This window comes from Rhodococcus jostii RHA1 (assembly GCF_000014565.1).
Lineage (GTDB): Bacteria > Actinomycetota > Actinomycetes > Mycobacteriales > Mycobacteriaceae > Rhodococcus_F > Rhodococcus_F jostii_A.
The window spans coordinates 2,657,526-2,679,377 of the sequence record NC_008268.1 but is presented as its reverse complement, the minus strand read 5'-3'; the positions used below and the strand labels follow the sequence as shown (position 1 = coordinate 2,679,377).

Genomic DNA, 21,852 nt, shown 5'->3' with positions numbered 1-21,852 from the left:
CAGGAGCTGTCCAGGGTCGCGCCGGAACCACGTCACGGCCGCTGCCCCCGCCGCGATGGCGACGGCAGCGGCCGAGCGTGAAACCTAGTGCGTCTCGGCGAGTTCCGCGCCGATACCGGTCTCGGCTCGAACCAGCATCTCGGCGAACTTCTCGTCTCGATCCACCGAACGTCCGTGAAAGCGTTCGCCGGCGAGTGAGCCGATCACAGCGGCGGCCAACCCGAGCGGCATCGTGATGATCACCGGCAACTGAATGGTCAGCGGCGCCGGACCACTACCGAGCCAGAGCGCCTCCGTGAACATCAGGCTGACCACGGTGGATGCCAATCCGACCGAGATGCCCCACACGGCGCCTGTGCTGTTGAACCGCCGCCAGTTGAGGCTGAGCAGCAGGCTGGGCAGGTGCGCACTGCCGGCGACCATGAAGGCCATACCCATGAAGTAGGTGATATTTGTAGTGTCGCCGATCGCCATCGTCAGTCCGATCGCGACGACGCTGAACGCGACCGCCGCATACCGGGCGATCTTCGCCTCGCGGGCATCCGCAGTCTCCGTGCCGGCGTCGGCCGACTTCCGGCGGGTGAGGGTGGGCCACACGTCGTGGGCGAACGTTCCCGCAGCCGAGATCACGACGCCCGCGACGACGGCGACGATGCTCGCGAACGCGACGGCAGCCACCATGGCCAGCGCTATCGAACCACCGATGGTGCCGACGCCTCCGCCCAGTTCCGTGACCAGCGTGGGTGCCGCGAGATTGCCGCCGGCGCCGACACGATCCGCCCCGTCGGGACCGAGAAGCGCGGCGGTGCCGAAGCCCATGACGATGACGATCAGATAGAAGATGCTGCACAGTGCGACGGTCCAGCCCAGTGACTTCCGGGCCGTCGCGGCCTCGGGGACGGTGAAGAAGCGAATCAGGATGTGTGCCATACCGGCCGTGCCGAGCGCGAACGCCAGGGAGTACGAGATCAGGTTGATCGCACCGGTCTGCCCGAAGATCAGACCCGGCGAGAGGATCGCGTCTCCGGCTGCCGCGTTCGAGGTTGCCGCCCCGAGCATGCCGGGCACGCTGAAGCCAAACTTCGCGAGGATCCCGAGGCACACCACGATCGCCAGGATCGACAGGATGGACGACTTGATCACCTGAACCCACGTGGTCGCCAGCATTCCGCCGACGAAGACGTAGATGCCCATGAGTGATCCGGCCACCACGACGGAGAGCCCGAACGGGATCCCCGAGACGGACTCGAGCAGGACACCCGCCGCCACGAGCTGGGCGAGCAGCACGAACGTGCCGGTGACGATGGTGCTGAGCGCAACCACCACCCGGACGCGTCGTGCGCCGGTCCGGAACACCAGAACATCCGCGAGCGTGAACTTTCCGACGTTCCGCATCTTCTCGGCGAGGAGGAAGAGGACGGGGAGGAAGGAGACCACGGACGTGCACAGAATGACGGCGCCGTCGACGCCCTTGTAGAAGATCAAGCCGGTGGTGCCCAGGAAGCTACCGGCGGAAATGAATTCGCCGGCGATCGCGAAACCGTTCTGCCAGCCGGTGATCGAGCGTCCCGCAGCGAAGAACCCGGTGGCGCTCCGGCTTCGGCGCGATGCGGCGAAGGTCACCCACAGCGTGAGTGAGATAACGGCAGCGCAGATGCCGATGGCGAGGAAATCGGCGTCGCCGGTCATGAGGCAACCTCCTGATCACGTTGCGCGATGGCCCGGACTGCGGCATCGGCTGCGGGTTGGATATAGGTTCGGGAAAGCCGGAAGTACGCGTACACGAGCACCCAGGTGCCGGCGAACTGGGAGAAGACCACCCACAGCGACAGCGGAATGCCGAACGCCGAGTTGTCGCCGAGGAATTCGGGGAAGAACGCGAATCCGACGAGAAAGCCTGAGAACAGTGCGATCGCGATCAGGCCGAGTCCGGCAGTGACCGCCCGGCGTCGACGCCGCAGTTCGACGAACTCCGGCAACACGAGAATCGGTGACCAGACTGCTGCGCTCGCCGCGGTGGCGGGGGACTCGGTGGTCACGCGTTCACCGCCGCACGTCGCGCCGAGTCGAGCGCGAACTGGTTCTCGTCCCAGCCCTCCGCGAGCGGACCGAAGTAGTGGAAGCGCACCTGCTTGACGCGGTACAACCAGCGGCCGTCGACTTTGACGGCCTCGTCCGTGTAGCGGCCGGCGGCGATGGAGGCGTTGCCGTCGGACACGCAGGGCTGCCACAGGAACGAGCGGACGGTGGCGCGATCGCCGTCGAGGTCGATTTCCAGGTTGGTGATGAAGTGCCAGAACGCGGTGAGCCCGCCGGGGGCGAGGCCGGCGAAGAACGCCCGCATCTCGCTCTTGCCCTTCGGGTTGGACAGCCCGTCGAATTCGCCGTCGTCGGTGAACAGATCCATCAGGGCGTCCCAGTTGCCGTCGTCGAGATGGCGGCAGTACTGCGCGTCGAGGTACCGGATGGCCTCCAGGTCTTCGAGGCGGCGGATTCGTTCTTCGAGGGTGCTCAAGGTGGCATACCTCCACGGTGTGAGGAGCGGAATGCGCGAACCGGCAATTAACAACCGTTCACGTGATCTGGACCATAACCGACGCGCTACCGTCGGTCAACACCGTGCGCCGTTCGCCCCGTTCGACGTGCGTGAAGCATGGTGAGCTGCATTTTCTGCCGGGTGTATTGCCCGCGCTGTGCGCGGCCCCTACCCTCCGAGGGATGAACACTCGGTCAAGCGGTGCGGTGATTCCCTCCGTCCGGCAGCGGATCCTGGACGCGGCGCTGGAGGAGTTCTATACCGCCGGCTTTCATGCGGCGACCATGCGCACCATCGCCAAACGCGCGGGCTGCAGTGCCGCCAACGTGTACAACCACTTCGAGAACAAGGACGAGCTCCTGGTCGAGATTCTGCGGTCCGCCAGTGACGAGCAGTTCACCGCCACCCGGACCGCTCTGCGGAAGGCGGGGTCCGCGCCGGCGGAGCAGTGGACGGCCGCGGTGGTCGCGCATTCGCTGTACACCGCCCGTAACCAGCAAGCCTGCCTGGTGGCGAATACCGAGCTGCGGTACCTCGACGAGGTGGACCGTAAACGGGTCGTGGGCTCGCGCGACGCGCAGGAGCACCTGTTCGTCACCATCGCGGAGGCGGGTGTGGCCGGCGGTGACTTCTACGTCCCCCATGTTCACCAGGCGGTGACCGCGGTGCTCACCATGTGCGCGGGAATCGCGCTCTGGTACCGCCCGGACGGACCGTTGTCCGCGCAGGCGGTCGCGGACTCATATGGCGTTTATGCGCTCAACCTGGTCGGATACCGTCCCGCCTAACTCAGGGAGATTCGGCATTGACGGTGCGTTCCCGTCCGTGCTCTACTGGGTGAACAAGCGTTAATGTGATCCCGGGTGTGGAACCGCGAGTTCCCCCGAGTCACGCGCCCCGTAGTTCGAGTGGATGAGGAGTGTCCATGACTCACCGGCCGTCACAGCCGCGTACCGACTCGCCGCGGTATCTGACCGAGGACCGGGTGGCGATCCGCGACCTGGCACGCGATTTCGCGATGAAGCAGGTGCTCCCGATCGCAAACGAACTCGACCCGGTGCAGGGCACCATCCCTGACACGTTGAAGAAGGCGATGGCCGAGGTCGGGTTCTTCGGGATCATGATCCCCGAGGAGCACGGCGGTCTCGGTCTCGGAGTGTTCGAGTACTGCCTGGTCGCCGAGGAGTTGTCCCGGGCATGGATGAGCGTATCGGGGCTGCTGGCCCGCGGCAACGGGATGGGCGGCGGGTTCACCCCGGAGCAGGAGGCGGCGTTGCTGCCGAAGGTCGCCCGCGGTGAGTACCTGGGTGCGTACGCCCTGTCGGAGGCCGAGGCCGGATCCGATGTGGCGAACATTTCCTGCCGCGCCACCCGCGACGGCGACGACTGGGTGATCAGCGGCACCAAGATGTGGTGCACGTACGCCGACGAGGCCGACTACCTGGTGCTGTTCGCGCGGACCGACCCGAAGAAGGATCCGGCGAAACCGCACCGGGGGATCAGCGCGTTCCTGATCGAGAAGCAGCGCGGCGGGTTCCCGGTGGGGATCAGTGGGACGAAGATCCGCAAGATCGGGTATTTCGGGTGGAGTACGTGGGAGCTCTCGTTCGACAATTTCCGGGTGCCCGCGACGGCCATGCTCGGTGAGGAGGGCAAGGGCTTCTACCTGGCGGTGTCCGGTCTCGAGGTGGGGCGGGCGCATACCGCGGCCCGGGCGATCGGTCTGGCGCGGGGCGCCTTGGAGGATTCGATCGCGTACCTGCACACCCGCCGGCAGTTCGGCCACGAGTTGGCCGATTTCCAGCATCTGCGGTTCAAGATCGCGAAGATGGCCGCCGACATCGAGGCCGCCCGGCAATTGATGTATTCGGTGGCCACCGATATCGACACCGGCCGGCGCTGTTCGCTGGAGGCGTCGATGTGCAAGCTGGTGGCGACGGAGATGGCCGAACGGGTGACCAGTGAGGCGGTGCAGATTCACGGCGGCGCCGGGTACACCACCGACTTCCAGGTCGAGCGGCACTGGCGCGATGCGCGGCTGACGAAGATCTTCGAGGGCACCAGCGAGATCCAGATGCGGATCATCTCCGACGAACTGCTGGGGAGGGCGGGCGAATGAGCACACTCACCACAAGTATCGCCGTCGGCGATCGCACTGTGAGCGACGCCCGGCGCGTCTCCGAACTCGGACTGTCGCTGCCGGAGGCGTCGCTGACGGGAATCATCGTAGCGGGAGTACTTGCTCCGGCGACGACGTCCGGTGCCACACGCACCGGGCTGCAATGGAATTCGCAGTTGGCGGTGACGGGTGCCGACGTCGTCCACGTCGAGTCCGTCGTGACGCGCGTCGAACAGTCCGAGACCGGAGCCGTGTTCGATCGTCACGTGCGGCTCGTCGACGAGGCCGGGTCGATTCGCGAGGAGGGAATCGAGACGTGGCGTTCACCCGAACCGTCCGCCGTTCGATTCGATCCCGCTGTCGATTTCTGCACGCCCGCCTGGGGAGAGCGTCTCCGCGACTCACTCTCCACCGATACGGCCTTCGCGTCCTCGTTGTCGACTTGGGACGGCACCGTGGGGCTGCGTTGCACCGACTCCTCGGGCCGGGCCCGCGAACTGCAGCTGCGGATCTACCGCGGACGCATCATCGACGTCGCCCGCCGCGTCCCGGGTGGGGCAACGTTCACGCTCATCGCCCCGGCCGTCACCTGGGTCGACCTCGTGTTCGCCGAACGGAACGAATTCATGCGCCGCGCCATCAGTGGTGAATTCTCCTCCAGCGGTGACGGGTACGAGTACCTGCGCCTCACCAAACCACTCGACATCATCATCGCCCATGCCCGCGGAAGGGAGGCCCGGCCATGATCGAGGCCCGATACCTGGAGATCGACGGAGCGCTCGGCTTCGTCGAGATCATCACCCCCGACAATCAGCCGGCCACCGAGGCGCCCACCGTTCTGTGCCTGCACACCGCAGGCCAGAGCGGAGTCCAGTGGCGGCACGTCGCGTCCGAACTGGCAGACCGGGGCTACCGGGTGATCGTCCCCGACCTTCCGGGGCACGGACGCTCCGAGCCCGCGGTCGACGGTCCCGTCACCAGCATTGTCGCCTTCGGAGACTGGCTCGGGAAGGTCCTCGATGCGCTCGCCGTCGAAAGACCCTTCGTCGTCGGGTGTTCCATCGGTGGCAAACTGACACTCGAGCTCGCCACGCGGTCGTCGAGGCCGCTGGCCGGAGCGATTGCGATGGCAGCGGAGGCCGGTCCCGGTCGCGTCAACGTAGGAGGGTTGCGCCGCGAACTCGAGGATGTCGCCGGGCCGAGCCGTGCCGACCGCACCTACCTGGGCACGCTCGCCTCCGTCGGACATGCCGTGCCCGAGGCGAAAGCGCACCTGATCGCCACGATGCACAAGCGTGAGGACCCGGAGATCTCGTCGTCCGACCTGATCGGCTGGGGCACGCACGACGTGCGCGACCGGATCGCCGAGATCACCTGTCCTCTCAGGCTCGTCGCCGGAGCGCAGGACCCGTGGATCGACGCCGGACGCGTCGAGCAGTCCGTGTCGGCGCTCGACGCCGCCCGTCCCGGACTTGCGTCGTTCACCCTGCTCGAGGGCATCGGCCACTACCCCATGGAGGAGATCGACGACTTCGCCTCGGTGGCGGACGAGTGGTTGACCGAACTGCGTGCGGCGGTGGTGCTCTCGTGACGGCGCACGATACGGCGACGCGTCGTGACACACTCGCCTCGCTGCTCGACGAACTCGTGACCGCCGACCCGGGTGCCGCCGCCACCCTCGACGTCGTCGAGGGCGAGCCGGTCGTCACCAGCCGCGCCGAACTTCGTGCCCGCGTCGACGCGCTGAAGTCGGAACTTCTGCGGGTAGGCGTCCGGCGCGGGCAGTGTGTGGCCGTCCTGCTGCCGAACTGGTCGGACGCGATCGTCTGGCAACTTGCCGCGTCCGCTGTGGGTGCACACGTCATCGGCGTCAACACCCGCTACAACACGCACGAGATCGCACACATCCTCACCTCGGCGCGTCCGGCGGTGGTGGCCGTGGCCGGCCACTTCCACGGTCTCGACCTGTTCGGCCGACTCGAAGAGGCACAGCACTCCCTCGACCTCCCGGCACCGGCAGTCGCCGTCGTGTGCGGACCTCGAACGGCGAGCGCCGCTCCCGACCCGGCGCGATTCGACCTCGGCGGCGGTGCCTGGGCAGCGGGCAGCGCGGACACCGGAACCGTCCAGGTGCCGGGGACACCCGACATGGCAACCGTCACGGCTGCCGGCGAGCGGGCCGACCCGGACGACGTGCTCGCAGTCGCGTTCACGACGTCCGGATCCACCGGTGTTCCCAAACTCGCGGCCCACCGCGAATCGGCGGTGGTCCGGCACGCGCGCGCCGACGCCGTCGTTCTCGCCGTCGAACCGGGCGACGTCACCCTGTGCGTCCTGCCGGTGTCCGGGGTATTCGGATACTCCACTGCTCTGGCCACTCTCGCGGGCGGCGGAACGTTGCTGATGGAACCCGTCTTCGACGCCGCGGCCACGCTGGCCCGCATGGAATCGGCGAAGGTGACCCACGTCGTCGGCGGTGACGATCTCTTCACCCGGCTCCACGACACGTGGCACGCGGGTAACCGCGCCGACCTGTCGTCGTTGAAGCGCCTCGGGATCGCCGACTTCCTCGGCCGGTCACACGAGGTGGCCGCGTGGGTGCGCGACGAATTCGACGCCGTCACCACGGGCGTCTTCGGGTCGTCCGAGGTGTTCGCCCTGATGCTGCTGTGGGATGCCGCGGACCCGGAATCCCTGCGCTGGAACGGCGGTGGGCGTCCGGTCGAAGCCGGTATCGAGGTTCGCATCGTCGACCCGCTCGACGACTCCCTCCTTTCGGACGGTGAGCAGGGTGAGCTCCAGGTGCGGGGACCGAACGTCGTCGACGCCTACCTCGGCAATCCGGATGCGGCGGGTCGGGCGTTCACGAGGGACGGGTGGTTCCGCAGCGGCGACCTGGCCGTCGCGACCGGCGACGGCGGCTATACGTACGTGTGCCGGATGGGGGACGTGCTCCGGTTACGCGGATTCCTGGTGGACCCCGCCGAGATCGAGCACCGGCTGGCCGAACACGATGCCGTCCACCTGACGAAGGTCGTGGGCATCACCGGCTCCGGCGGATACACCGAGGCGGTGGCGTTCGTCGTCCCCACCGACGGTGCGTCGGCAGACGCAGCCGAGCTCAAGGCCTGGTGCGCAGAGTCGCTGGCGGCGTTCAAGGTTCCCGCAGCGGTGCACGTGATCGAGGAAATGCCGACCACCGTGGGCGGCAACGGAGCCAAGATCCGAGCGGTCGAACTGCGTGAATGGGCGCAGCGCTGGACCGATCACGAAAGGGATTTCCGCAGTGCCTGAAAATACGAATGCCCAGGCGGACGATGTCGTCGTCTGCGAGCCCCTGCGCACCCCCGTCGGCCGATACGGCGGACAGTTCAAGGACGTGCCCGCCGCCGACCTCGGCGCTCGGGTGGTGTCCGAACTGCTCGCACGGACGAAGGTCGATCCGGGCCGCGTCGACGACGTGATCTTCGGTCAGTGCTACCCGAACGGTGAGGCGCCTGCCATCGGCCGCGTCGTGGCCCTGGACGCGGGAATGCCGGTGACGGTTCCCGGTCAGCAACTCGACCGTCGTTGCGGATCCGGTCTGCAGGCGGTGCTCGACGCGGCGATGCGGGTGCAGACGGGGATCGCCGAACTGGTGATCGCCGGCGGCGTGGAATCGATGAGCCGCGCCGAGTACTACACCGAGTCGATGCGCTGGGGAGCCAAAGGTGCGCCGGCAGTGCTCCACGACCGGCTCGCCCGCGGCCGCGTCACCGCAGGCGGACGCAATTATCCGGTGCCGGGCGGCATGCTCGAGACGGCGGAGAACCTGCGCCGCAAGTACGACATCAGCCGCCTGGAACAGGACGAGCTCGCGGTGAGTTCCCACCAGCGGGCGGTTGCCGCGATCGACTCGGGAAAGTTCGCCGAGGAGATAGTTCCGGTGGAAGTTCCCGTCCGCAAGGGCGATCCGCAGGTCGTCGACCGGGACGAGCACCCCCGAGCCGGCACGACAATCGAGTCGCTCGCTCGGTTGCGACCCATCATGGGCGGCACCGACCCCGACGCGACCGTCACCGCCGGCAACGCCAGCGGACAGAACGACGGTGCGGCAGCATGCCTCGTCACCACCCGGGCGCAGGCTGAGCGTCTGGGGCTCCGGCCTCTCGCGCGCCTGGTCACCTGGGCGGTCGCGGGGGTGGAGCCGTCCGAGATGGGTATCGGACCGGTGCCGTCCACCGAACGGGCCCTGAAACGCGCCGGGCTGACCCTCGCCGACATCGACCTCATCGAACTGAACGAGGCCTTTGCGGCGCAGGCGCTGGCAGTCACGCGCGAATGGAATTTCGGTGCACAGGATTTCGACCGCACCAATGTCAACGGCTCGGGAATCTCGCTCGGGCACCCCGTCGGCGCGACGGGAGTGCGGATCCTCACCACACTGCTGCGCGAGATGGACCGTCGCGGAGCCCGTTACGGCCTCGAGACGATGTGCATCGGCGGTGGCCAGGGACTGACCGCGATCTTCGAAAGGGTCTGACCACTCAGCTGTCGAGAGCCTGAATCCAGTCGGTGAGCGCCCGCACAACCTGTGCGGGCGCTTCCGGCATGAGCGCATGGCTCGCGTTCGGGATGACGGTCACGGTGACCAACTCGCCGAACCGATCCCGCAACTCGTTCGCCGTCTCACGCGGACGGAACGGATCGAGAGCGGACTGCAGGTCCAGGATCGGCTGGTGCGCGACCTCCCACCACTCGTCCTTGGGTGTGGCGGCCGAGGCGGCGAGCTGCCGCTTCGACACCTCCGGATACCAGCCGGTCAGCCACTCGGCTGGATCGTTGCCGGGGGCGAAGAATCCGGTCTGCAGGTAGCCGATCCGCTCCACCTCGGGCAGTGAGGAATCGGAGCATTTCACCGCCAGCGCCGTCAGCGCGGCCGGGTAGTTGCGGGCACCCGCCGCAGCCACGACGACGCCGCGCACCAAGTCGGGCCGGTCGGCGGCGAGCATCCGTGCGACGTAGTGCCCGAAGGCATGACCGAGAACGACGGCCGCACCGTTGTCCTGTTCCTCGATCACCGCTCCGACGTCGGCGGCCAGGTCGTGCAACGTGATGTCCTCCAGCGGTCCCGTGCTCCGGCCGATGCCACGCGGCTGGGGGCGGGACACCCGGAAACCGTTCTGCGCGAGTCCCGTCGCGACGTCGTCGTAGTCGTACGACTCGCGGCCGAGAGAAGGCAGCAGGATCACCGACGGACCGCTGCCCTCGACGACCACCTCGATCACGGCCGTCGCGGTGTGCACGAACTCCGTCGTCCGCGCCGGTGATGTGCTCGGCATGATGTTTCCTCCACAAACCGTCGATCCCCCGGGCGACACGAACTTTCGCGTCGCCCGGGGGAGGGTGGGTGTCTCAGTCCGCGGCGGGATCGAGCGCGAAGTCGTAGCTGACAACCTTACGCCCGGCGTCGTCGAGCTGCGGATCGAGAAGGAGTTCGGGTTTGGTTGCGGTGGCGACGTCGTCGTCGATCCAGTCGCCGCCGGCGAAGTACAGTTGGGTGATGATCGGCTGCTTGCCCGGGGACGTCACCCGCAGGTGCAGGTGCGCCGGCCGCCACGGGTGCCAGCCGGCGCCATTGATGAACTGACCGGTCGGGCCGTCGGTCGGGATCTGGTACGGGGCAGGCTCGATGGTGGTGATCTCGTACCGGCCCTCGGGGTCGGTGACGATGGTCCCGCGCAGGTTCCATTCGGGCAGGTGCGGGGCGAACTGCGAGTAGTAGCCCTCGTCGTCGGCGTGCCACAACTCGATGATCGCCCCGCCGAGGCCGGCCCCGTCGAGGTCGGTGACTTCGCCCCGGAGGACGAGCGCGGGGTGCGCCCGGTCCTCCTCGCGCATCGGCAGGGTGCACCGTGCCGGGAGTTCCGGTGCGCCGGGCACGTAGTACGGTCCCTCGATGCTGCCCTTGGTGCCCCGGAACCTGGTGGAGTTGACCTCCTCGATGTCGTGTTCGACGAACACGTCGAGCAGCAGCGGCCACTCGCCGCCCTCCCCGACCTCGATCAGCCACTGCTTGAGGACCCGGTACTCGGGGTAGGTGACGGCGTGCTTGTGGATCAGGGCGCTGAGCCCGGCGAGCACTTCGGTGGCGATCGCCGACAGCCGTTCCGGGGAGGTGTCGGCGGTGAATCGGGCACCCTTGAACTTGTCGGTGGCGGCGTTGCCGGAGCCGACTGCGGTGGGACTGTCGATGGTGGTCATGACGTTCTCCTGATGCTGGGAGTTAGCTGCGGCCGAAGTAGGACACGTCGTCGTTGCCGATCAGGTCGGGGACCGTCCACCCGTCCAGGTCGTACTCGGCCAGGCACTGCTCGGCCAGGCCCTTCATCGAGCTGACCGTGCCCCGGTTCTCGGCGAACATCAGCAGTTCCGCCTTCACGCCCTCGTGGTTGCCGGCGTAGTTGCGTTCGTACAGTTCGTGGCGGCCACCGAACTCGCTGCCGATCGAATCCCACAGCGCCTTCATGATCTTCACCCGCTCGACTGCCGTCATGCCCTCGGAGCCGCGGACGTACTTGTCCAGGTACGGGCGGACGTCGGGGCTCTTGAAGTCGGCGGACGAGGACGGCAGGTAGATCAGCCCGGACGCGACGTCCTGTTCGATGATCTCCTTGATCCGCGGGTAGCCCTGCTGCATGAACATCCGGTACGTCAGCCCGTATTCGAGCTTCGGGATGACGGTGTCACCCACCCACGGTTCCGGGTCGCGGACCATCGATTCGGTCAACGACCAGAACAGGTTCCGCCAGCCGATGACCTCACCGACGCGGGTCTGCACCCCGCGGAACCCACCCGCCCCGGTGGCGTCGAGGGCCTTCATCAGCAGCCCGGCGATGAAGTCCAGTTTCACCGCCAGGCGGGTGCACCCTTGCAGGGTGAAGCGGGGCAGGAACCCGGACTGGGGGAAGAATGCGTTGATCTTGTCCACGTCGCCGTACATGAACACGTTCTCCCACGGCACCAGCACCTTGTCGAAGACGAAGATGGTGTCGTTCTCGTCCATCCGTGAAGACAGGGGGTAGTCGAACGGGGAGCCCATGACTGCGGCCTGCTGGGTGTAGGAGGTGCGGCAGATCAGCTTCACGCCCGGTGCGTCCATCGGGACGGTGCAGATCAGTGCGAATTGCTTCTTCTTGATCGGCAGCCCGTAGTGGGCGATGAAGTTGTAGTTGGTAATGGCCGAGCCCGTCGCCACGACCTTCGCACCGGAGACGATCAGGCCGGCGTCGGTTTCCTTCTCCACCTTCATGAACACGTCCCCCACCTCGTCCGGCGGGAGCTGCCGGTCGACGGGTGGGTTGATGATCGCGTGGTTCCAGTACAGAACCTTCTCCTGCGATTCCTTGTACCAGCGTTCGGCGTTGTCCTGGAAGGGCGAATACAGTTCCTTGTTCGCGTGCAGGGTGCCGAGGAAGGATGCCTTGTAATCGGGGGACCGGCCCATCCAGCCGTACGTCATCCGCGCCCAGGTGGCGATCGCGTCACGATCCTTCAGCAGATCGTCGGAGTTCTTCGGCGCCCGGAAGAACGGCATCGTCACACCCCCGCTGCCGGTGTCCGTCGGGGTGGTCAGGGTGTCGACGTGCTCGCCGGTGTGCATCGCGTCGTAGAGGCGGGCGGTCATCCGGATCGGGTTACGGAACGCCGGATGCGTCGTGACATCCTTGACACGCTCGCCGTGCAGGTAGATCTCGCGATCGTCGCGCAGCGACTCTATGTATTCGTCACCGGTCATCGGACGGGTGGCGAAGTTCGCGGTCCGGTTCGCCTCACAGTCCGCGGCGACATTGACCTTGGTGCGGTCGACGTCGGCATCGGGGGCAGCTTCGGTGGTGGTCATGGTGTTCCCTTTCGGTCAGGATTACGAGGCAGCCTGGGCGAGCTGCAGGTGGAGCGGTGTGAACGACGCGGCGGCGTCGAACCATCCGCTGTGGGGGTCGTCGAGGCAGCCGTTCCACGCCGTGGTGCCCGACGTGGCACCCAGATCGTGGAAGGTGCTGCGGTAGAACAACAGTGGGTCCCTGCTTGCGTCGACGGACGCATCGACGATCTCGCCGATGAAGATGATGTGGTCACCGCCGTCGTAGGAAGCCCAGGGCGAGCACGTGAGCGTCGCCGCGTTGCCGGACAGTGCGGGAGCGATGCCCGAGGAGTCCCACACCGGTTCCGTCCGTTGCGGTTTGCCGGCGAAATGCATGGCCGTGTCGAGCTGATCGGCGGCCAGAATGTTCACCGCGAACGGTGCATCACCGAGGTAGCTGCATGCCTTCGATTTACGGGTCAACGTCACCTGGCACAGCCGCGGCTCGATCGAGACGGCGGTGAAGGCGGTGACGGTCGCGCCGTGCGGCTCGCCGGCGGCATTGGCGCACGTGATCACGGTGACGCCACTGGCGAACTGGCCGAAAATGTTACGCAGAGTGCGCTGGTCCATTTCTCCTGACCGCCTTTCTGCACGATTCGTGCGATAACCCCTGCGATTGGGGACCTGAACAACGTATGACGGCCGTCACAGTCCGTCGATCCGCATTGCGAAGGCGGGATCCGGAACGCGAAACGGGTTTGCCGGACAGGGGTCGGACGCCCTTGCAGTGACGTGAGTCACAGGCGATGCTAGGGTCGGGAGTTGCCCATGCGCGGTCGTGGCGCGAGGTGAGAGGTCTGGACGTACGCATGCGAGGACAGCTGGAAGGTCCCGGTTTCACCGACTGGGACGAGGTTCACGAGGTGGTCGCGGACGCGTACTTCCCTCACGAACTGCGTCCGCTGTCGCGGGACACCGCGGCGCGGTCTTCGCTGGAGTCCTCCCAGATGGGCGCGTCCAGGCTCGCCCGGATCGGTTTCGGGGCGCCCGTGTCGATCGAGTCCGACCATCCCGGTGCATACGGCATCAACATCCCCCTGGCCGGCCGCATCGTCTCCGTCACCGGCGGGACGGAAGTGACCTCGACGCCGGGGCTGGCCACCATCTGCCCGCCCGACACCCGGACCGTCATCACCAACTGGAGCAGTTCCTGCGAGATCATCGGTTTCAAGGTGGACCGGGACTACCTGCAGCGCGAAATGGACCGCGTGCTCGCACGGCCCGGGCAGGAGTTGCCGCGGCAACTCGACCTACGCACCGGCGCCGGCGCCGACTGGCTGAGGTTCGTCCGCTCCGTCGCCGACCAGGCGTTGCGCGACAGCGTTCTCCTGCACAGCGATCAGGTGTCGCAACAACTGTGTGGAGCGTTGACCACCGCGCTCGTGCTCACCGCGATGCCGGACGACGACACGGGTGCCGCGGGAATCCGGCCGCGCATCGTCAAGCGGGTCATCGACGCGATCCAGCAGGACCCGGCCCACCCGTGGAGTGCGGGGGAGATGGCCGAACTCGTCGGCGTGAGTGTTCGGCGCATGCAGCAGGGGTTCCGTGAATACGTGGGCATGACACCGATGGAGTACCTCGTCGACGTGCGCCTCGAGCGTGTCCACGCAGAACTCACCGGAAGCGGTTCCTGCGCAACTATTTCCGAAGTCGCGACACGCTGGGGCATCATGCACACCGGCAGATTCGCCGCCGCCTACCGCCGGAAGTACGGCGTGACGCCGTCCGAGTCACTCCGCGATCGCGGGCTCTGATCGGTTCGGTGAGAGGTCGGAGTTCGCGTCCGAAACTTGTCGGACCCCCGCGATAGTATTCGCACATGAGTTCGGCTGGGGGGGGTCGGTGGGTAGCCGGGTGGCGGAGTATCTGTCGATGTTCGCTGCCGCGGTCGACGGGCTGCTCGATTCCGGGCTGGCGAGTTGTCGGACACTGAGCTCGTCGAGGTGATGTGCGGAATGGAACAGTCCCTTCGTCGTGCGGAGGTGATCTCACACCGATTGGTCGTGGAAGGCGTCGAACGCTCGGTCCCGGCGAGTCTGGGGTATACCTCGCCGAAGAAACTCCTGATCGACGTGCTGCGGATCTCGGGCGCGGACGCGTTCGCTCGGGTCACCGCAGCCCGTGAGCTCGGGGTGTGGCACACCCTGGCCGGCGAACCGATGCCACCCGTCTTGCCGGAAACCGCTGCGGCACAGGCCGACGGCGACATCGGCGCGGATCATGTGCGGGCGATCGCGAAGGTGATGCGCAAAATTCCCCACGCCGTCGACAACGACGCGGTGGCCGACGCCGAGGCCGTACCGGCCACGTTGGCGCGAAGCGGTACCCCGGAGGATGTGGAGCAGGCGGGGCATCGGCTGCTGGCATATCTCAATCCGGACGGGAACCTCGGCGACGACCGCGACCGGAAACGCCGGCGGGGCATTTCGATCGGCCGTCAGGACACCGAACTGATGTCGAGAATCTCCGGTGAACTCGACCCTGTCGCGCGGGCGATGCTCGATCCGATCCTCGCAAAATGGGCGCGGCCCGGAATGAACAACCCGGACGATCCCGACTCACCGGCAGGCGACGGCGAGAACCCGGCGATCGATCGTGACGTGCTGGCGGCCGCGGCCGCACGCGATACCCGCACCGCAGCGCAGCGCAATCACGACGCGTTCAGCGCGGTATTCCGGGCGCTGCTCGAGTCGGGGGTGCTCGGGCGGCACCGGGGTCTACCGGCCACAGTGATCGTGACGATGACTCTCGAGCAGTTGGAGCAGGCGGTAGGGGGTCTTGCCACGACGGCCACCGGTGGGCTGCTCCCGATCGAGGACGCATTAGCACTGGCCGAGGACGCACATCCGGTGCTCGCACTGTTCGACCATGCGGGTCGTCCACTGCACCTGGGGCGGCGGCGCCGTCTGGCCAGCGCCGATCAGCGGCTCGCTCTGATCGCCTCGGACGGGGGTTGCACCCGGCCGGGGTGTTCGGCGCCGGCGAGTCTGTGTGCGGTGCACCATGTCACGGATTGGCGCAAAGGTGGGCACACCGACATCGAGGGTTTGGCACTGGTCTGCGACGCCTGCCACGCTCAGATCAACGACGGTCCGGCTGGGTGGGCGATGAGGTCCGCGCCCCACCATTCCGCATACGCGGGCCGGACCGAATGGATCCCGCCACCACACATCGACCCCACCCGAAGACCGCGCATCAACCACCGACACCACCCCGGTGAGTTGATCGAGCATGCGCGGCGGCAGCTCACCCACAGTCCACCAGCAGGTGCCGGGGGCCTCGCAGCACCGGGTTGGGCCGGTAGGGCGGCGGGTCCTCGACGAGGCGCGGATTGGGGAGGCGGCGGATGAGTTCGGCGAGCGCCATCTGCCCCTCGAGGCGGGCGAGGGGTGCGCCGAAGCAACTGTGGATGCCGCTGCCCAGACCCACGTGCTGGTTGTCCGCGCGGTCGGGGACGAACTTGTCGGCGTCGACGAAGCGTTCGGGGTCGCGATTCGCCGACGCCAACGCGAGGACGAGGGGTGAACCCTTCGGGACGGTGACACCGCCGATTTCGATGTCCACGATCGGCGTTCGCTGGCCCAGGAGATGCACGGGCGGTTCGAAGCGGAGCAATTCCTCCACAGCCTGCGGCATCAACTCCGGTTCGGCGCGAAGACGTTCGAGAACGTCGGGATTACGCAACAGCGTCAGCATGCCGTTGGTGATGAGGTTGACGGTGGTCTCGTGCCCGGCGATGAACAGCAGGATGGAGTTGGTGACCAACTCGACGGTGTTCAACTGACCGTCCGGCCCCGAATCGTTGGCAAGCCCCGACAACATGTCGTCACCGGGATCGCGGCGACGGTCCTCGATGAGACCGGCCATGAACATGGCCATCTCCATCTGCGCCTTCTGCGCCACCTTCACCTGCTCGTTGTCGGCGCCGGCACGCCGAGGGTCGATGGCTGCCACCAACGCATCGGCCCAGGCGTGGAACCGGGGTTCCTCCTCATGGGGCACCCCGAGCAGTCGGCAGATCACGGTGACGGGGAAGGGGTACGCGAAGTCGTCGACGATGTCGATGCGCTCCTTACCGTCCAGCCCGTCGACCAGCTTCGTGACGAGTGCGGCGAGTTCGCCACGCATGGAGTCGATTCGGTCGGGGCTGTGCGGCGGACCGAACTGTCGCGTCGTCAGTCTGCGCAGTCGATCGTGCTCGGGCGGATCGAGTTTGAGGAAGGACTCCGGCCCGTCGCCGGCACGATCCGCTCCGGGGAGGCCGGGCCCACGGTTGTGCAGGTCGGAGCTGATCCTCGGGTCGTGCAGGAGCGCCTTCACGTCGTAGTACCGTCCGACGAGGAAAGAACCGTTGTCCTGCGGCGCCACCCGAGTCTCACGAAGTTCCTCGTACAGCGGATACGGATTCGGCCGGCTCGCCTGGTCGGTGATCCGCTGGAACAGCTGCGCACGCGACATGGACACTCTCCCTGTTACTTCGGTAGCGAGACGAACTCGACGCGACGTTCGGTGGGTAGGTGGCCGGTCACCGCGACGGTGGGTCCGTGGCTGAGAACGGCCGGGTCCGGCAACTCCGACGCACGCACCTCGAACGGTTCCGCCCGGTCCATGACGTCGAAGTCGGGGGGAAACGCCGCGGCAGACTCGATAAGTCCCCGGTAGAAGTCGAGCCACTTACCCTGATTGAACGCCACAGCGGCCGTGACGCGTCCGCGGAAGCCGTATGCCGCCACGAAACGCCGGTCGGCGACGGACCCCTGCGTGATCACCACCTGATCGGAGTAGGTGGGGATGCCCACGGACTTGATGTTGACGCCGAACTGGCTGGACCAGAACGCCGGAATCTCGAGGTGCGGCCGCCGGCGGAGACCGTCGTGGATCATGTTGTGCGCCGCCACCTCGGCCTGGCCGATCGCGTTTCCCCAGTGCTCCAATGCCAGCAGCTGGTAGTCGTAGAGCGGATGTGGTTGCCGCGCAACGTCACCGGCGACGAACACGTTGTCGGTGACGATGCCGTTGATGTCGAACGCCCGGCACCCGGCGTCGCACGTGACTCCGCGGGGCCCGGCGGCGAGACCGGAGCCGAACAGCCAGTCGGTGTTGCGGATACTGCCCTGCGCGACGATCGCCACGTCGACGTCGAGTGTGGTCCCGTCCGACAGATGCGCACGGCACAGTTGCCCGTCGCCGTCCCCGTCGAGCCCGGTCACTGTGACCCCGGTGCGCAGGTCGACGCCGTGCTCGCGTTGCATGTCGGCCGCGACCGCTGCCACCACTCCGCCGAGCGCACCGACCAGCGGTGCCGGCCCGCGCTCGGTGACAGTGACGGACAGCCCGCGCTCCCGGCACACCGACGCGATCTCCGAGCCGGTGAACCCTGCCCCGATCACCAGGACATGACTCGGTCCGGTAGACAGTCGCTCGTTCAGCCGGCGGGAGTCGTCGCAGGTTCGGATGGTGAAGACGCCGTCGAGTGCGGCCTCGGACGAATTCGACCACGGCCTGGCGCGGACGCCGGTCGCGATCAGCACCTTGTCGAACTCGACGGTGTCGCCGTCGCTGAGAACCACCCGGTTGTTCTCCAGATCGAGACTGGTGGCCCGCACACCGAGCCGCCACTGCGCGTCGAGGTCCGGGCGGAAGGGCAGCGCCGCGTGGTCGGGCGGCATGATTCCGAGGAGCACGGCCTTCGACAGCGGGGGCCTGTCGTACGGCTCGTAGGGTTCGTCGCCGATCAGGGTGAGGGAACCGTCGAAGCCTTGCCCCCGCAGTGCCTCCGCGGCGCGCAGGCCCGCGAGCGACGCACCGACGATGACGATCCGCACGTCACTGCCCATCGCGGCGGTCGGGGATGTCGGTGGTGATGGCATGCACCGGGCAGGCGGCGGCGGCTTGCGCCACGTGGTCGCGTTCGTCGTCGGTGGGGCCCGCGTCGTAGAGAAGAGCCTCTTCTCCGTGCAGGGTGAAGACGTCGGGTGCGAGGAACACGCATTGCGCGTAACCCTGGCACCGATTGAGGTCGACGACGAGTTTCACGTCAATCATCCCGATTCTGAACAGTTCTGGTCACACGGGTCCACAGGGACTGCGCGGCGCACGGCCGTCCGATCGCGTCGGGCGGAGACCTCCACCCGGAAACCAGTATTGCGGAATGGACGGACGGTTCGGTTTCGATCCGCTGTTCTGGAGCCATTCAGAAATGTGGCGCCGCCCGCCCCTACCGACGGGTAGAACCCCGGAGTAGTAACGAGAGTTACAAGTATCTTGCCGGAATTCGTATCCTGCTGTCGAGAAACAACTTTCGGACACGGTCTCGATTCGGCGACACGGACGTCCGGATCGTGATGTGATGTGGTGACAAGAGACCGGCAACGCCCAGTGGCGACACCTCAGAGGCGGAATATTGACGATCGAAGCTCACCGCGACACCCGCGCGACACGGCACCTGTCCGCTTTGGACGCTGCCATCCAGATCCTGATTACCGCGCGCGGAAGCTCGTACAGCGCGGACCAGGCCTTCGACGAACTACTCGATTCCTCCATGCGGCATCAGGTCGATGTCGGGGATCTCGCGGAAGCCCTCGCTGATCTCGCCGACGGAATGCACCCCGACGCCGACGACCATCGACGGGCACGGGACGTGGCCACCCGGGAATGGGGAGCCCTCCTGCCCGGTGACACCGGCTAACCGGCGCAGTCGATACAGGTCTGCGCGGCAGGTAGCGCGTCGAGTCGCACATCGGCGATCGGCAGACCGCACCGAATGCAGAGGCCGTACGTCCCAGTGTCGAGTCGCTGCTGCGCCGCCGTCAGGTCCTCGACCTCGCGCTTCGCGTCGGCCAGCAGTGCCGACACCTGGGCCCGTTCGAAGGCGATGGTGGAGCCCTCGGGGTCGTGTTCGTCGTCGTCCGTGGTGAATTCCGACCCCTCCACAATTGCAGTGAAACGGCCGGTCAGCGAGGCGATGCGGCGTTCTGCGTCGGCGCGTTCCTCGGCGATTCGGGTGCGGTGTTGCGGCAAGTTCATGCCTGGATCAACATCGACGAGGGCCCGGTGCTTCCCCGGTAATCCGCTCGATCGATCCGGGACTTTCTGTCAGGCTTCCCGGCATGGCACGCACATTCGAGGAGTTGGTGGCCGAGGCGGAATCCGTGTCGGTGGACGGCTGGGATTTCTCCTGGCTGGACGGCCGGGCCACCGAACAGCGGCCGTCGTGGGGGTATCAGCGCCTGATGGGTGAACGTCTCGCGCGCGCGAACGCCGCTCTGGACATCCAGACCGGGGGAGGGGAGGTCCTCGCCGGTGCAATGACGATGCCTCCCGTGATGGTGGCGACGGAATCGTGGCCGCCGAACGTCGCGAAGGCGACGGCGCTGCTGCATCCGCTCGGTGCTGTCGTGGTGGCCGACGCGGACGAACCGCCGCTGCCGTTCGCCGAGGGCGCCTTCGACCTGGTGACGAGCAGGCACCCCGCCACGGTGTGGTGGGACGAAATCGCCCGCGTCCTGCGACCCGGAGGCACGTACTTCTCGCAGCACGTCGGGCATGCGAGTGTCTTCGAACTCGTCGAGTACTTCCTGGGGCCGCAACCCACTCGACCCGCTTCCTCATCGAGGCCCGCAAACGCGGCTGACTCAGCCCATCGACTTCGACCCGTCGAGGGCCTCCCTGATGATGTCGGCGTGCCCGGCGTGCTGGGCGGTCTCCCCGATGATGTGGAGCAGGACCCGGCGCGCGGACCAGCGTGATCCCGGTTCGAACCACGGCGCCTTCGGCAGCGGATGCGAGATGTCGAGGTCGGGCAGCGAGGCCACGATCTCGTCGGTCCGGTGTGCCACCCTCGCGTAGCGGTCGAGGACGTCGGCCAGCGTCTCGTCGTCGCGGAGGGTGAACTCCTTCTGGCGATTGTCGGTGCCGGTGCCGTCCGCGGGACCGCCACGCACGGCGTCGGTACCGCGCACGATGAAGTCGGCCCACACCCGTTCGACGTCCGACACGTGTTTGACGAGTCCGCCCAGACACAGTTCGCTCGCCGTCGTGCGCTGGGTCGCCTGTTCGTCGGTGAGGTCCCGGACGGTGTACCGGAGGAAGTAGCGGTGTTTCGCCAGCGACTCCAGCAAGTCGGCACGCTCGCCGGTAGTCGACGTTCTCGCGGTAGAGGTCACGGTGATCACCTGCTCCAGCCGGTCCGATGATGCGCATTCGACGGTAGCGGTCAGCCGCCGTGCGCGGTGACATAACCGGTCGCGCGGCCGTGGGTGTCGAGTTCCCACCCCATCCGCTTCCGGGACCGGAGCGTCACCGACGAGTCGATGATCTCGAGGCTGGGGGCCCGGCTCTCCAGCCACTCCTGCACCCGCAACAGGTCGGGCAGCGAAGACACCCACATGCTGACGAGGAAGTTCGCGGGGCCGGTGAGCGACATGCACAACCTCAGTTCGGGCCGGGTGTTGACGATCTCCACGACTTCCCGGTGTGCACGCACGGGCAGGCGGCACCACCACGTGACGGTGATGGGCCACCGCGTCGCATCCTGGGCCACGTCGCAGCGCAGCACCACGGCCCGGGAGCGCAGCAACCCCGCGAGCTGCCTGCGAACCGACGACGCGGGCCGGTCGATGACCGAGGCGATCTCGCGCGCGGACGCCCTTCCGTTCCGGGTGAGCTCGCGGACGAGCGCGCGGGCGACCTCGTCCGTCAGGCTTTCCGGCCGGGCCGATCCGGACTGCGGCGGAGTGTTCTCCAGTGCGGCGATCGCCGCGGACTGTGCCGTGTCGAGGGAATCGAGGCGCCAGCGGCTGCCCTCCGCGTGGAGTGCGGTGCACGTGTGGGTCCGGGTCGAATTGACGCTCGGGTGGCCGGGCAATTCCTCGAGCACCAGGTCCGACAACTCGTGCAGGGATCCCGTCTGCACCGTCAGGATGAGGTCCCGCCCGCGCGCCGCATGTTCGATCGACGCCACCCGCGGGTCGCGGGTGAGCGCCTCGACCAGTGTCTTCGTGCCGCTGAGATCGCACGTCACCTCGATCATGGCGGTGAACGCACCGGCGCTCGTCATCGGCGCGGGGTACGCGGTGATCCAGGCCAGTCCGCGTTCGGTGATCGACTCCCACCGCCTCGCCAGCGTCGCGGATGTCGTCCGCAGGATCGGGGCGAGCTCGGACCACGTCGCCCGCGGACGGATCTGCAACGAGTGAATGAGCGAAAGCTCGGATTCGGTCAGCATTTCGCGCATAGAACACTTTCTGGGTCGGCACAGGTGATCGTTTTCGACGTTCTCGGTGGTCC

General features: G+C 67.1%; 22 protein-coding genes and 1 pseudogene. 10 read left to right on the top strand and 13 right to left on the bottom strand.

Annotated elements, in window-relative coordinates; genetic code table 11:
- Positions 1-84: 84 nt before the first annotated feature.
- From RHA1_RS12350 to RHA1_RS12340, 3 genes are read right to left on the bottom strand one after another with little or no spacing between them, the layout of a single operon-like run.
- Positions 85-1,689: a solute symporter family protein gene (locus RHA1_RS12350; protein WP_011595246.1), complete on the bottom strand. Its 1,605-nt coding sequence runs from the start codon at positions 1,687-1,689 to the stop codon at positions 85-87.
- Positions 1,686-2,039, bottom strand: coding sequence for a DUF485 domain-containing protein (locus tag RHA1_RS12345; RefSeq protein ID WP_009475213.1), 354 nt, complete (start codon positions 2,037-2,039; stop codon positions 1,686-1,688). Before RHA1_RS12345 ends, RHA1_RS12350 begins: the two co-directional genes overlap by 4 nt.
- Positions 2,036-2,515, bottom strand: coding sequence for a nuclear transport factor 2 family protein (locus RHA1_RS12340; RefSeq protein WP_009475212.1), 480 nt, complete (start codon positions 2,513-2,515; stop codon positions 2,036-2,038). Before RHA1_RS12340 ends, RHA1_RS12345 begins: the two co-directional genes overlap by 4 nt.
- A 203-nt stretch (positions 2,516-2,718) precedes the next feature.
- Between RHA1_RS12340 and RHA1_RS12335 the strand changes: the two genes are divergently transcribed.
- From RHA1_RS12335 to RHA1_RS12310, 6 genes are all read left to right on the top strand, one after another.
- Positions 2,719-3,324: a TetR/AcrR family transcriptional regulator gene (locus RHA1_RS12335; RefSeq protein WP_011595245.1), complete on the top strand. Its 606-nt coding sequence runs from the start codon at positions 2,719-2,721 to the stop codon at positions 3,322-3,324.
- Positions 3,325-3,461: 137 nt separating this feature from the next.
- Entirely contained in the window at positions 3,462-4,655 is a 1,194-nt protein-coding gene (locus tag RHA1_RS12330; RefSeq protein WP_009475209.1) for an acyl-CoA dehydrogenase family protein, read from the top strand.
- Positions 4,652-5,401: a hypothetical protein gene (locus RHA1_RS12325; RefSeq protein WP_011595244.1), complete on the top strand. Its 750-nt coding sequence runs from the start codon at positions 4,652-4,654 to the stop codon at positions 5,399-5,401. The genes RHA1_RS12330 and RHA1_RS12325 overlap by 4 nt, the downstream gene beginning before the upstream one ends.
- Positions 5,398-6,246, top strand: a complete 849-nt coding sequence (locus RHA1_RS12320; protein ID WP_011595243.1) for an alpha/beta fold hydrolase — start codon at positions 5,398-5,400, stop codon at positions 6,244-6,246. The genes RHA1_RS12325 and RHA1_RS12320 overlap by 4 nt, the downstream gene beginning before the upstream one ends.
- Positions 6,243-7,949 carry an AMP-binding protein gene (locus RHA1_RS12315; RefSeq protein ID WP_011595242.1) on the top strand — a complete coding sequence of 569 codons (1,707 nt, stop codon included), beginning with the start codon at positions 6,243-6,245 and terminating at the stop codon, positions 7,947-7,949. The genes RHA1_RS12320 and RHA1_RS12315 overlap by 4 nt, the downstream gene beginning before the upstream one ends.
- Entirely contained in the window at positions 7,942-9,177 is a 1,236-nt protein-coding gene (locus RHA1_RS12310; protein ID WP_011595241.1) for an acetyl-CoA C-acetyltransferase, read from the top strand. The genes RHA1_RS12315 and RHA1_RS12310 overlap by 8 nt, the downstream gene beginning before the upstream one ends.
- Positions 9,178-9,181: 4 nt before the next feature.
- Here RHA1_RS12310 and RHA1_RS12305 read toward each other — a convergent pair whose 3' ends face one another.
- From RHA1_RS12305 to RHA1_RS12290, 4 genes are all read right to left on the bottom strand, one after another.
- Entirely contained in the window at positions 9,182-9,976 is a 795-nt protein-coding gene (locus RHA1_RS12305; RefSeq protein ID WP_011595240.1) for an alpha/beta fold hydrolase, read from the bottom strand.
- Between the two features lie 73 nt (positions 9,977-10,049).
- The gene (gene catA / locus RHA1_RS12300; RefSeq protein ID WP_011595239.1) at positions 10,050-10,898 is read right to left on the bottom strand and encodes a catechol 1,2-dioxygenase; all 849 of its coding nucleotides are present in this window, start codon (positions 10,896-10,898) and stop codon (positions 10,050-10,052) included.
- A 22-nt stretch (positions 10,899-10,920) separates the two neighbouring features.
- Entirely contained in the window at positions 10,921-12,537 is a 1,617-nt protein-coding gene (locus RHA1_RS12295; RefSeq protein ID WP_011595238.1) for a 4-hydroxyphenylacetate 3-hydroxylase family protein, read from the bottom strand.
- A 21-nt stretch (positions 12,538-12,558) separates the two neighbouring features.
- Positions 12,559-13,131 (bottom strand): flavin reductase family protein, encoded by a 573-nt coding sequence (locus RHA1_RS12290; RefSeq protein ID WP_011595237.1) that lies wholly within the window; start codon positions 13,129-13,131, stop codon positions 12,559-12,561.
- 239 nt (positions 13,132-13,370) lie between these two features.
- Here RHA1_RS12290 and RHA1_RS12285 point away from each other — a divergent pair, with 239 nt between their 5' ends.
- Together RHA1_RS12285 and RHA1_RS12280 are read left to right on the top strand one after the other, a co-directional pair.
- Positions 13,371-14,318, top strand: coding sequence for an AraC family transcriptional regulator (locus RHA1_RS12285; RefSeq protein WP_011595236.1), 948 nt, complete (start codon positions 13,371-13,373; stop codon positions 14,316-14,318).
- Between the two features lie 201 nt (positions 14,319-14,519).
- Positions 14,520-15,914, top strand: a complete 1,395-nt coding sequence (locus RHA1_RS12280) for an HNH endonuclease signature motif containing protein (RefSeq protein ID WP_011595235.1) — start codon at positions 14,520-14,522, stop codon at positions 15,912-15,914.
- Here the strand turns inward: RHA1_RS12280 and RHA1_RS12275 are convergent.
- Genes RHA1_RS12275 through RHA1_RS12265 form a run of 3 tightly spaced genes read right to left on the bottom strand, consistent with a single transcriptional unit; the run spans position 15,811 to position 18,609 of the window.
- Positions 15,811-17,022 carry a cytochrome P450 gene (locus RHA1_RS12275; RefSeq protein WP_011595234.1) on the bottom strand — a complete coding sequence of 404 codons (1,212 nt, stop codon included), beginning with the start codon at positions 17,020-17,022 and terminating at the stop codon, positions 15,811-15,813. The two genes, RHA1_RS12280 and RHA1_RS12275, sit on opposite strands and share 104 nt — an antisense overlap.
- Positions 17,023-17,036: 14 nt before the next feature.
- Positions 17,037-18,401 carry an NAD(P)/FAD-dependent oxidoreductase gene (locus RHA1_RS12270; protein WP_009475197.1) on the bottom strand — a complete coding sequence of 455 codons (1,365 nt, stop codon included), beginning with the start codon at positions 18,399-18,401 and terminating at the stop codon, positions 17,037-17,039.
- Positions 18,391-18,609: a ferredoxin gene (locus RHA1_RS12265; RefSeq protein WP_011595232.1), complete on the bottom strand. Its 219-nt coding sequence runs from the start codon at positions 18,607-18,609 to the stop codon at positions 18,391-18,393. Before RHA1_RS12265 ends, RHA1_RS12270 begins: the two co-directional genes overlap by 11 nt.
- A gap of 358 nt (positions 18,610-18,967) precedes the next feature.
- On the opposite strand from RHA1_RS12265, the gene RHA1_RS12260 reads away from it, so the two are divergent.
- Positions 18,968-19,252, top strand: coding sequence for an ANTAR domain-containing protein (locus tag RHA1_RS12260; RefSeq protein WP_011595231.1), 285 nt, complete (start codon positions 18,968-18,970; stop codon positions 19,250-19,252).
- Here RHA1_RS12260 and RHA1_RS12255 read toward each other — a convergent pair.
- Positions 19,249-19,590 carry a TraR/DksA family transcriptional regulator gene (locus RHA1_RS12255; protein WP_011595230.1) on the bottom strand — a complete coding sequence of 114 codons (342 nt, stop codon included), beginning with the start codon at positions 19,588-19,590 and terminating at the stop codon, positions 19,249-19,251. The two genes, RHA1_RS12260 and RHA1_RS12255, sit on opposite strands and share 4 nt — an antisense overlap.
- An 83-nt stretch (positions 19,591-19,673) precedes the next feature.
- Here RHA1_RS12255 and RHA1_RS12250 point away from each other — a divergent pair.
- Positions 19,674-20,162 (top strand): annotated as a pseudogene (locus RHA1_RS12250) (class I SAM-dependent methyltransferase); the annotation flags it as partial.
- 36 nt (positions 20,163-20,198) lie between these two features.
- Here the strand turns inward: RHA1_RS12250 and RHA1_RS12245 are convergent.
- Both RHA1_RS12245 and RHA1_RS12240 read right to left on the bottom strand, forming a co-directional pair.
- Complete coding sequence (locus RHA1_RS12245; RefSeq protein ID WP_011595228.1) at positions 20,199-20,738, bottom strand: DinB family protein; 540 nt, start codon at positions 20,736-20,738, stop codon at positions 20,199-20,201.
- 41 nt (positions 20,739-20,779) lie between these two features.
- Entirely contained in the window at positions 20,780-21,799 is a 1,020-nt protein-coding gene (locus RHA1_RS12240) for an Lrp/AsnC family transcriptional regulator (RefSeq protein ID WP_011595227.1), read from the bottom strand.
- Positions 21,800-21,852 lie beyond the last annotated feature (53 nt).

What these genes read in the sequence shown, in the direction of transcription:
- RHA1_RS12350 (WP_011595246.1), bottom strand. Translation starts at nt 1,689, where the DNA reads ATGACCGGCGACGCCGATTTCCTCGCCATCGGCATCTGCGCTGCCGTT.
- RHA1_RS12335 (WP_011595245.1), top strand. Translation starts at nt 2,719, where the DNA reads ATGAACACTCGGTCAAGCGGTGCGGTGATTCCCTCCGTCCGGCAGCGG.
- RHA1_RS12330 (WP_009475209.1), top strand. Translation starts at nt 3,462, where the DNA reads ATGACTCACCGGCCGTCACAGCCGCGTACCGACTCGCCGCGGTATCTG.
- RHA1_RS12325 (WP_011595244.1), top strand. Translation starts at nt 4,652, where the DNA reads ATGAGCACACTCACCACAAGTATCGCCGTCGGCGATCGCACTGTGAGC.
- RHA1_RS12320 (WP_011595243.1), top strand. Translation starts at nt 5,398, where the DNA reads ATGATCGAGGCCCGATACCTGGAGATCGACGGAGCGCTCGGCTTCGTC.
- RHA1_RS12305 (WP_011595240.1), bottom strand. Translation starts at nt 9,976, where the DNA reads ATGCCGAGCACATCACCGGCGCGGACGACGGAGTTCGTGCACACCGCG.
- catA (WP_011595239.1), bottom strand. Translation starts at nt 10,898, where the DNA reads ATGACCACCATCGACAGTCCCACCGCAGTCGGCTCCGGCAACGCCGCC.
- RHA1_RS12295 (WP_011595238.1), bottom strand. Translation starts at nt 12,537, where the DNA reads ATGACCACCACCGAAGCTGCCCCCGATGCCGACGTCGACCGCACCAAG.
- RHA1_RS12290 (WP_011595237.1), bottom strand. Translation starts at nt 13,131, where the DNA reads ATGGACCAGCGCACTCTGCGTAACATTTTCGGCCAGTTCGCCAGTGGC.
- RHA1_RS12285 (WP_011595236.1), top strand. Translation starts at nt 13,371, where the DNA reads ATGCGAGGACAGCTGGAAGGTCCCGGTTTCACCGACTGGGACGAGGTT.
- RHA1_RS12280 (WP_011595235.1), top strand. Translation starts at nt 14,520, where the DNA reads ATGGAACAGTCCCTTCGTCGTGCGGAGGTGATCTCACACCGATTGGTC.
- RHA1_RS12275 (WP_011595234.1), bottom strand. Translation starts at nt 17,022, where the DNA reads ATGTCGCGTGCGCAGCTGTTCCAGCGGATCACCGACCAGGCGAGCCGG.
- RHA1_RS12270 (WP_009475197.1), bottom strand. Translation starts at nt 18,401, where the DNA reads ATGGGCAGTGACGTGCGGATCGTCATCGTCGGTGCGTCGCTCGCGGGC.
- RHA1_RS12265 (WP_011595232.1), bottom strand. Translation starts at nt 18,609, where the DNA reads ATGATTGACGTGAAACTCGTCGTCGACCTCAATCGGTGCCAGGGTTAC.
- RHA1_RS12255 (WP_011595230.1), bottom strand. Translation starts at nt 19,590, where the DNA reads ATGAACTTGCCGCAACACCGCACCCGAATCGCCGAGGAACGCGCCGAC.
- RHA1_RS12240 (WP_011595227.1), bottom strand. Translation starts at nt 21,799, where the DNA reads ATGCGCGAAATGCTGACCGAATCCGAGCTTTCGCTCATTCACTCGTTG.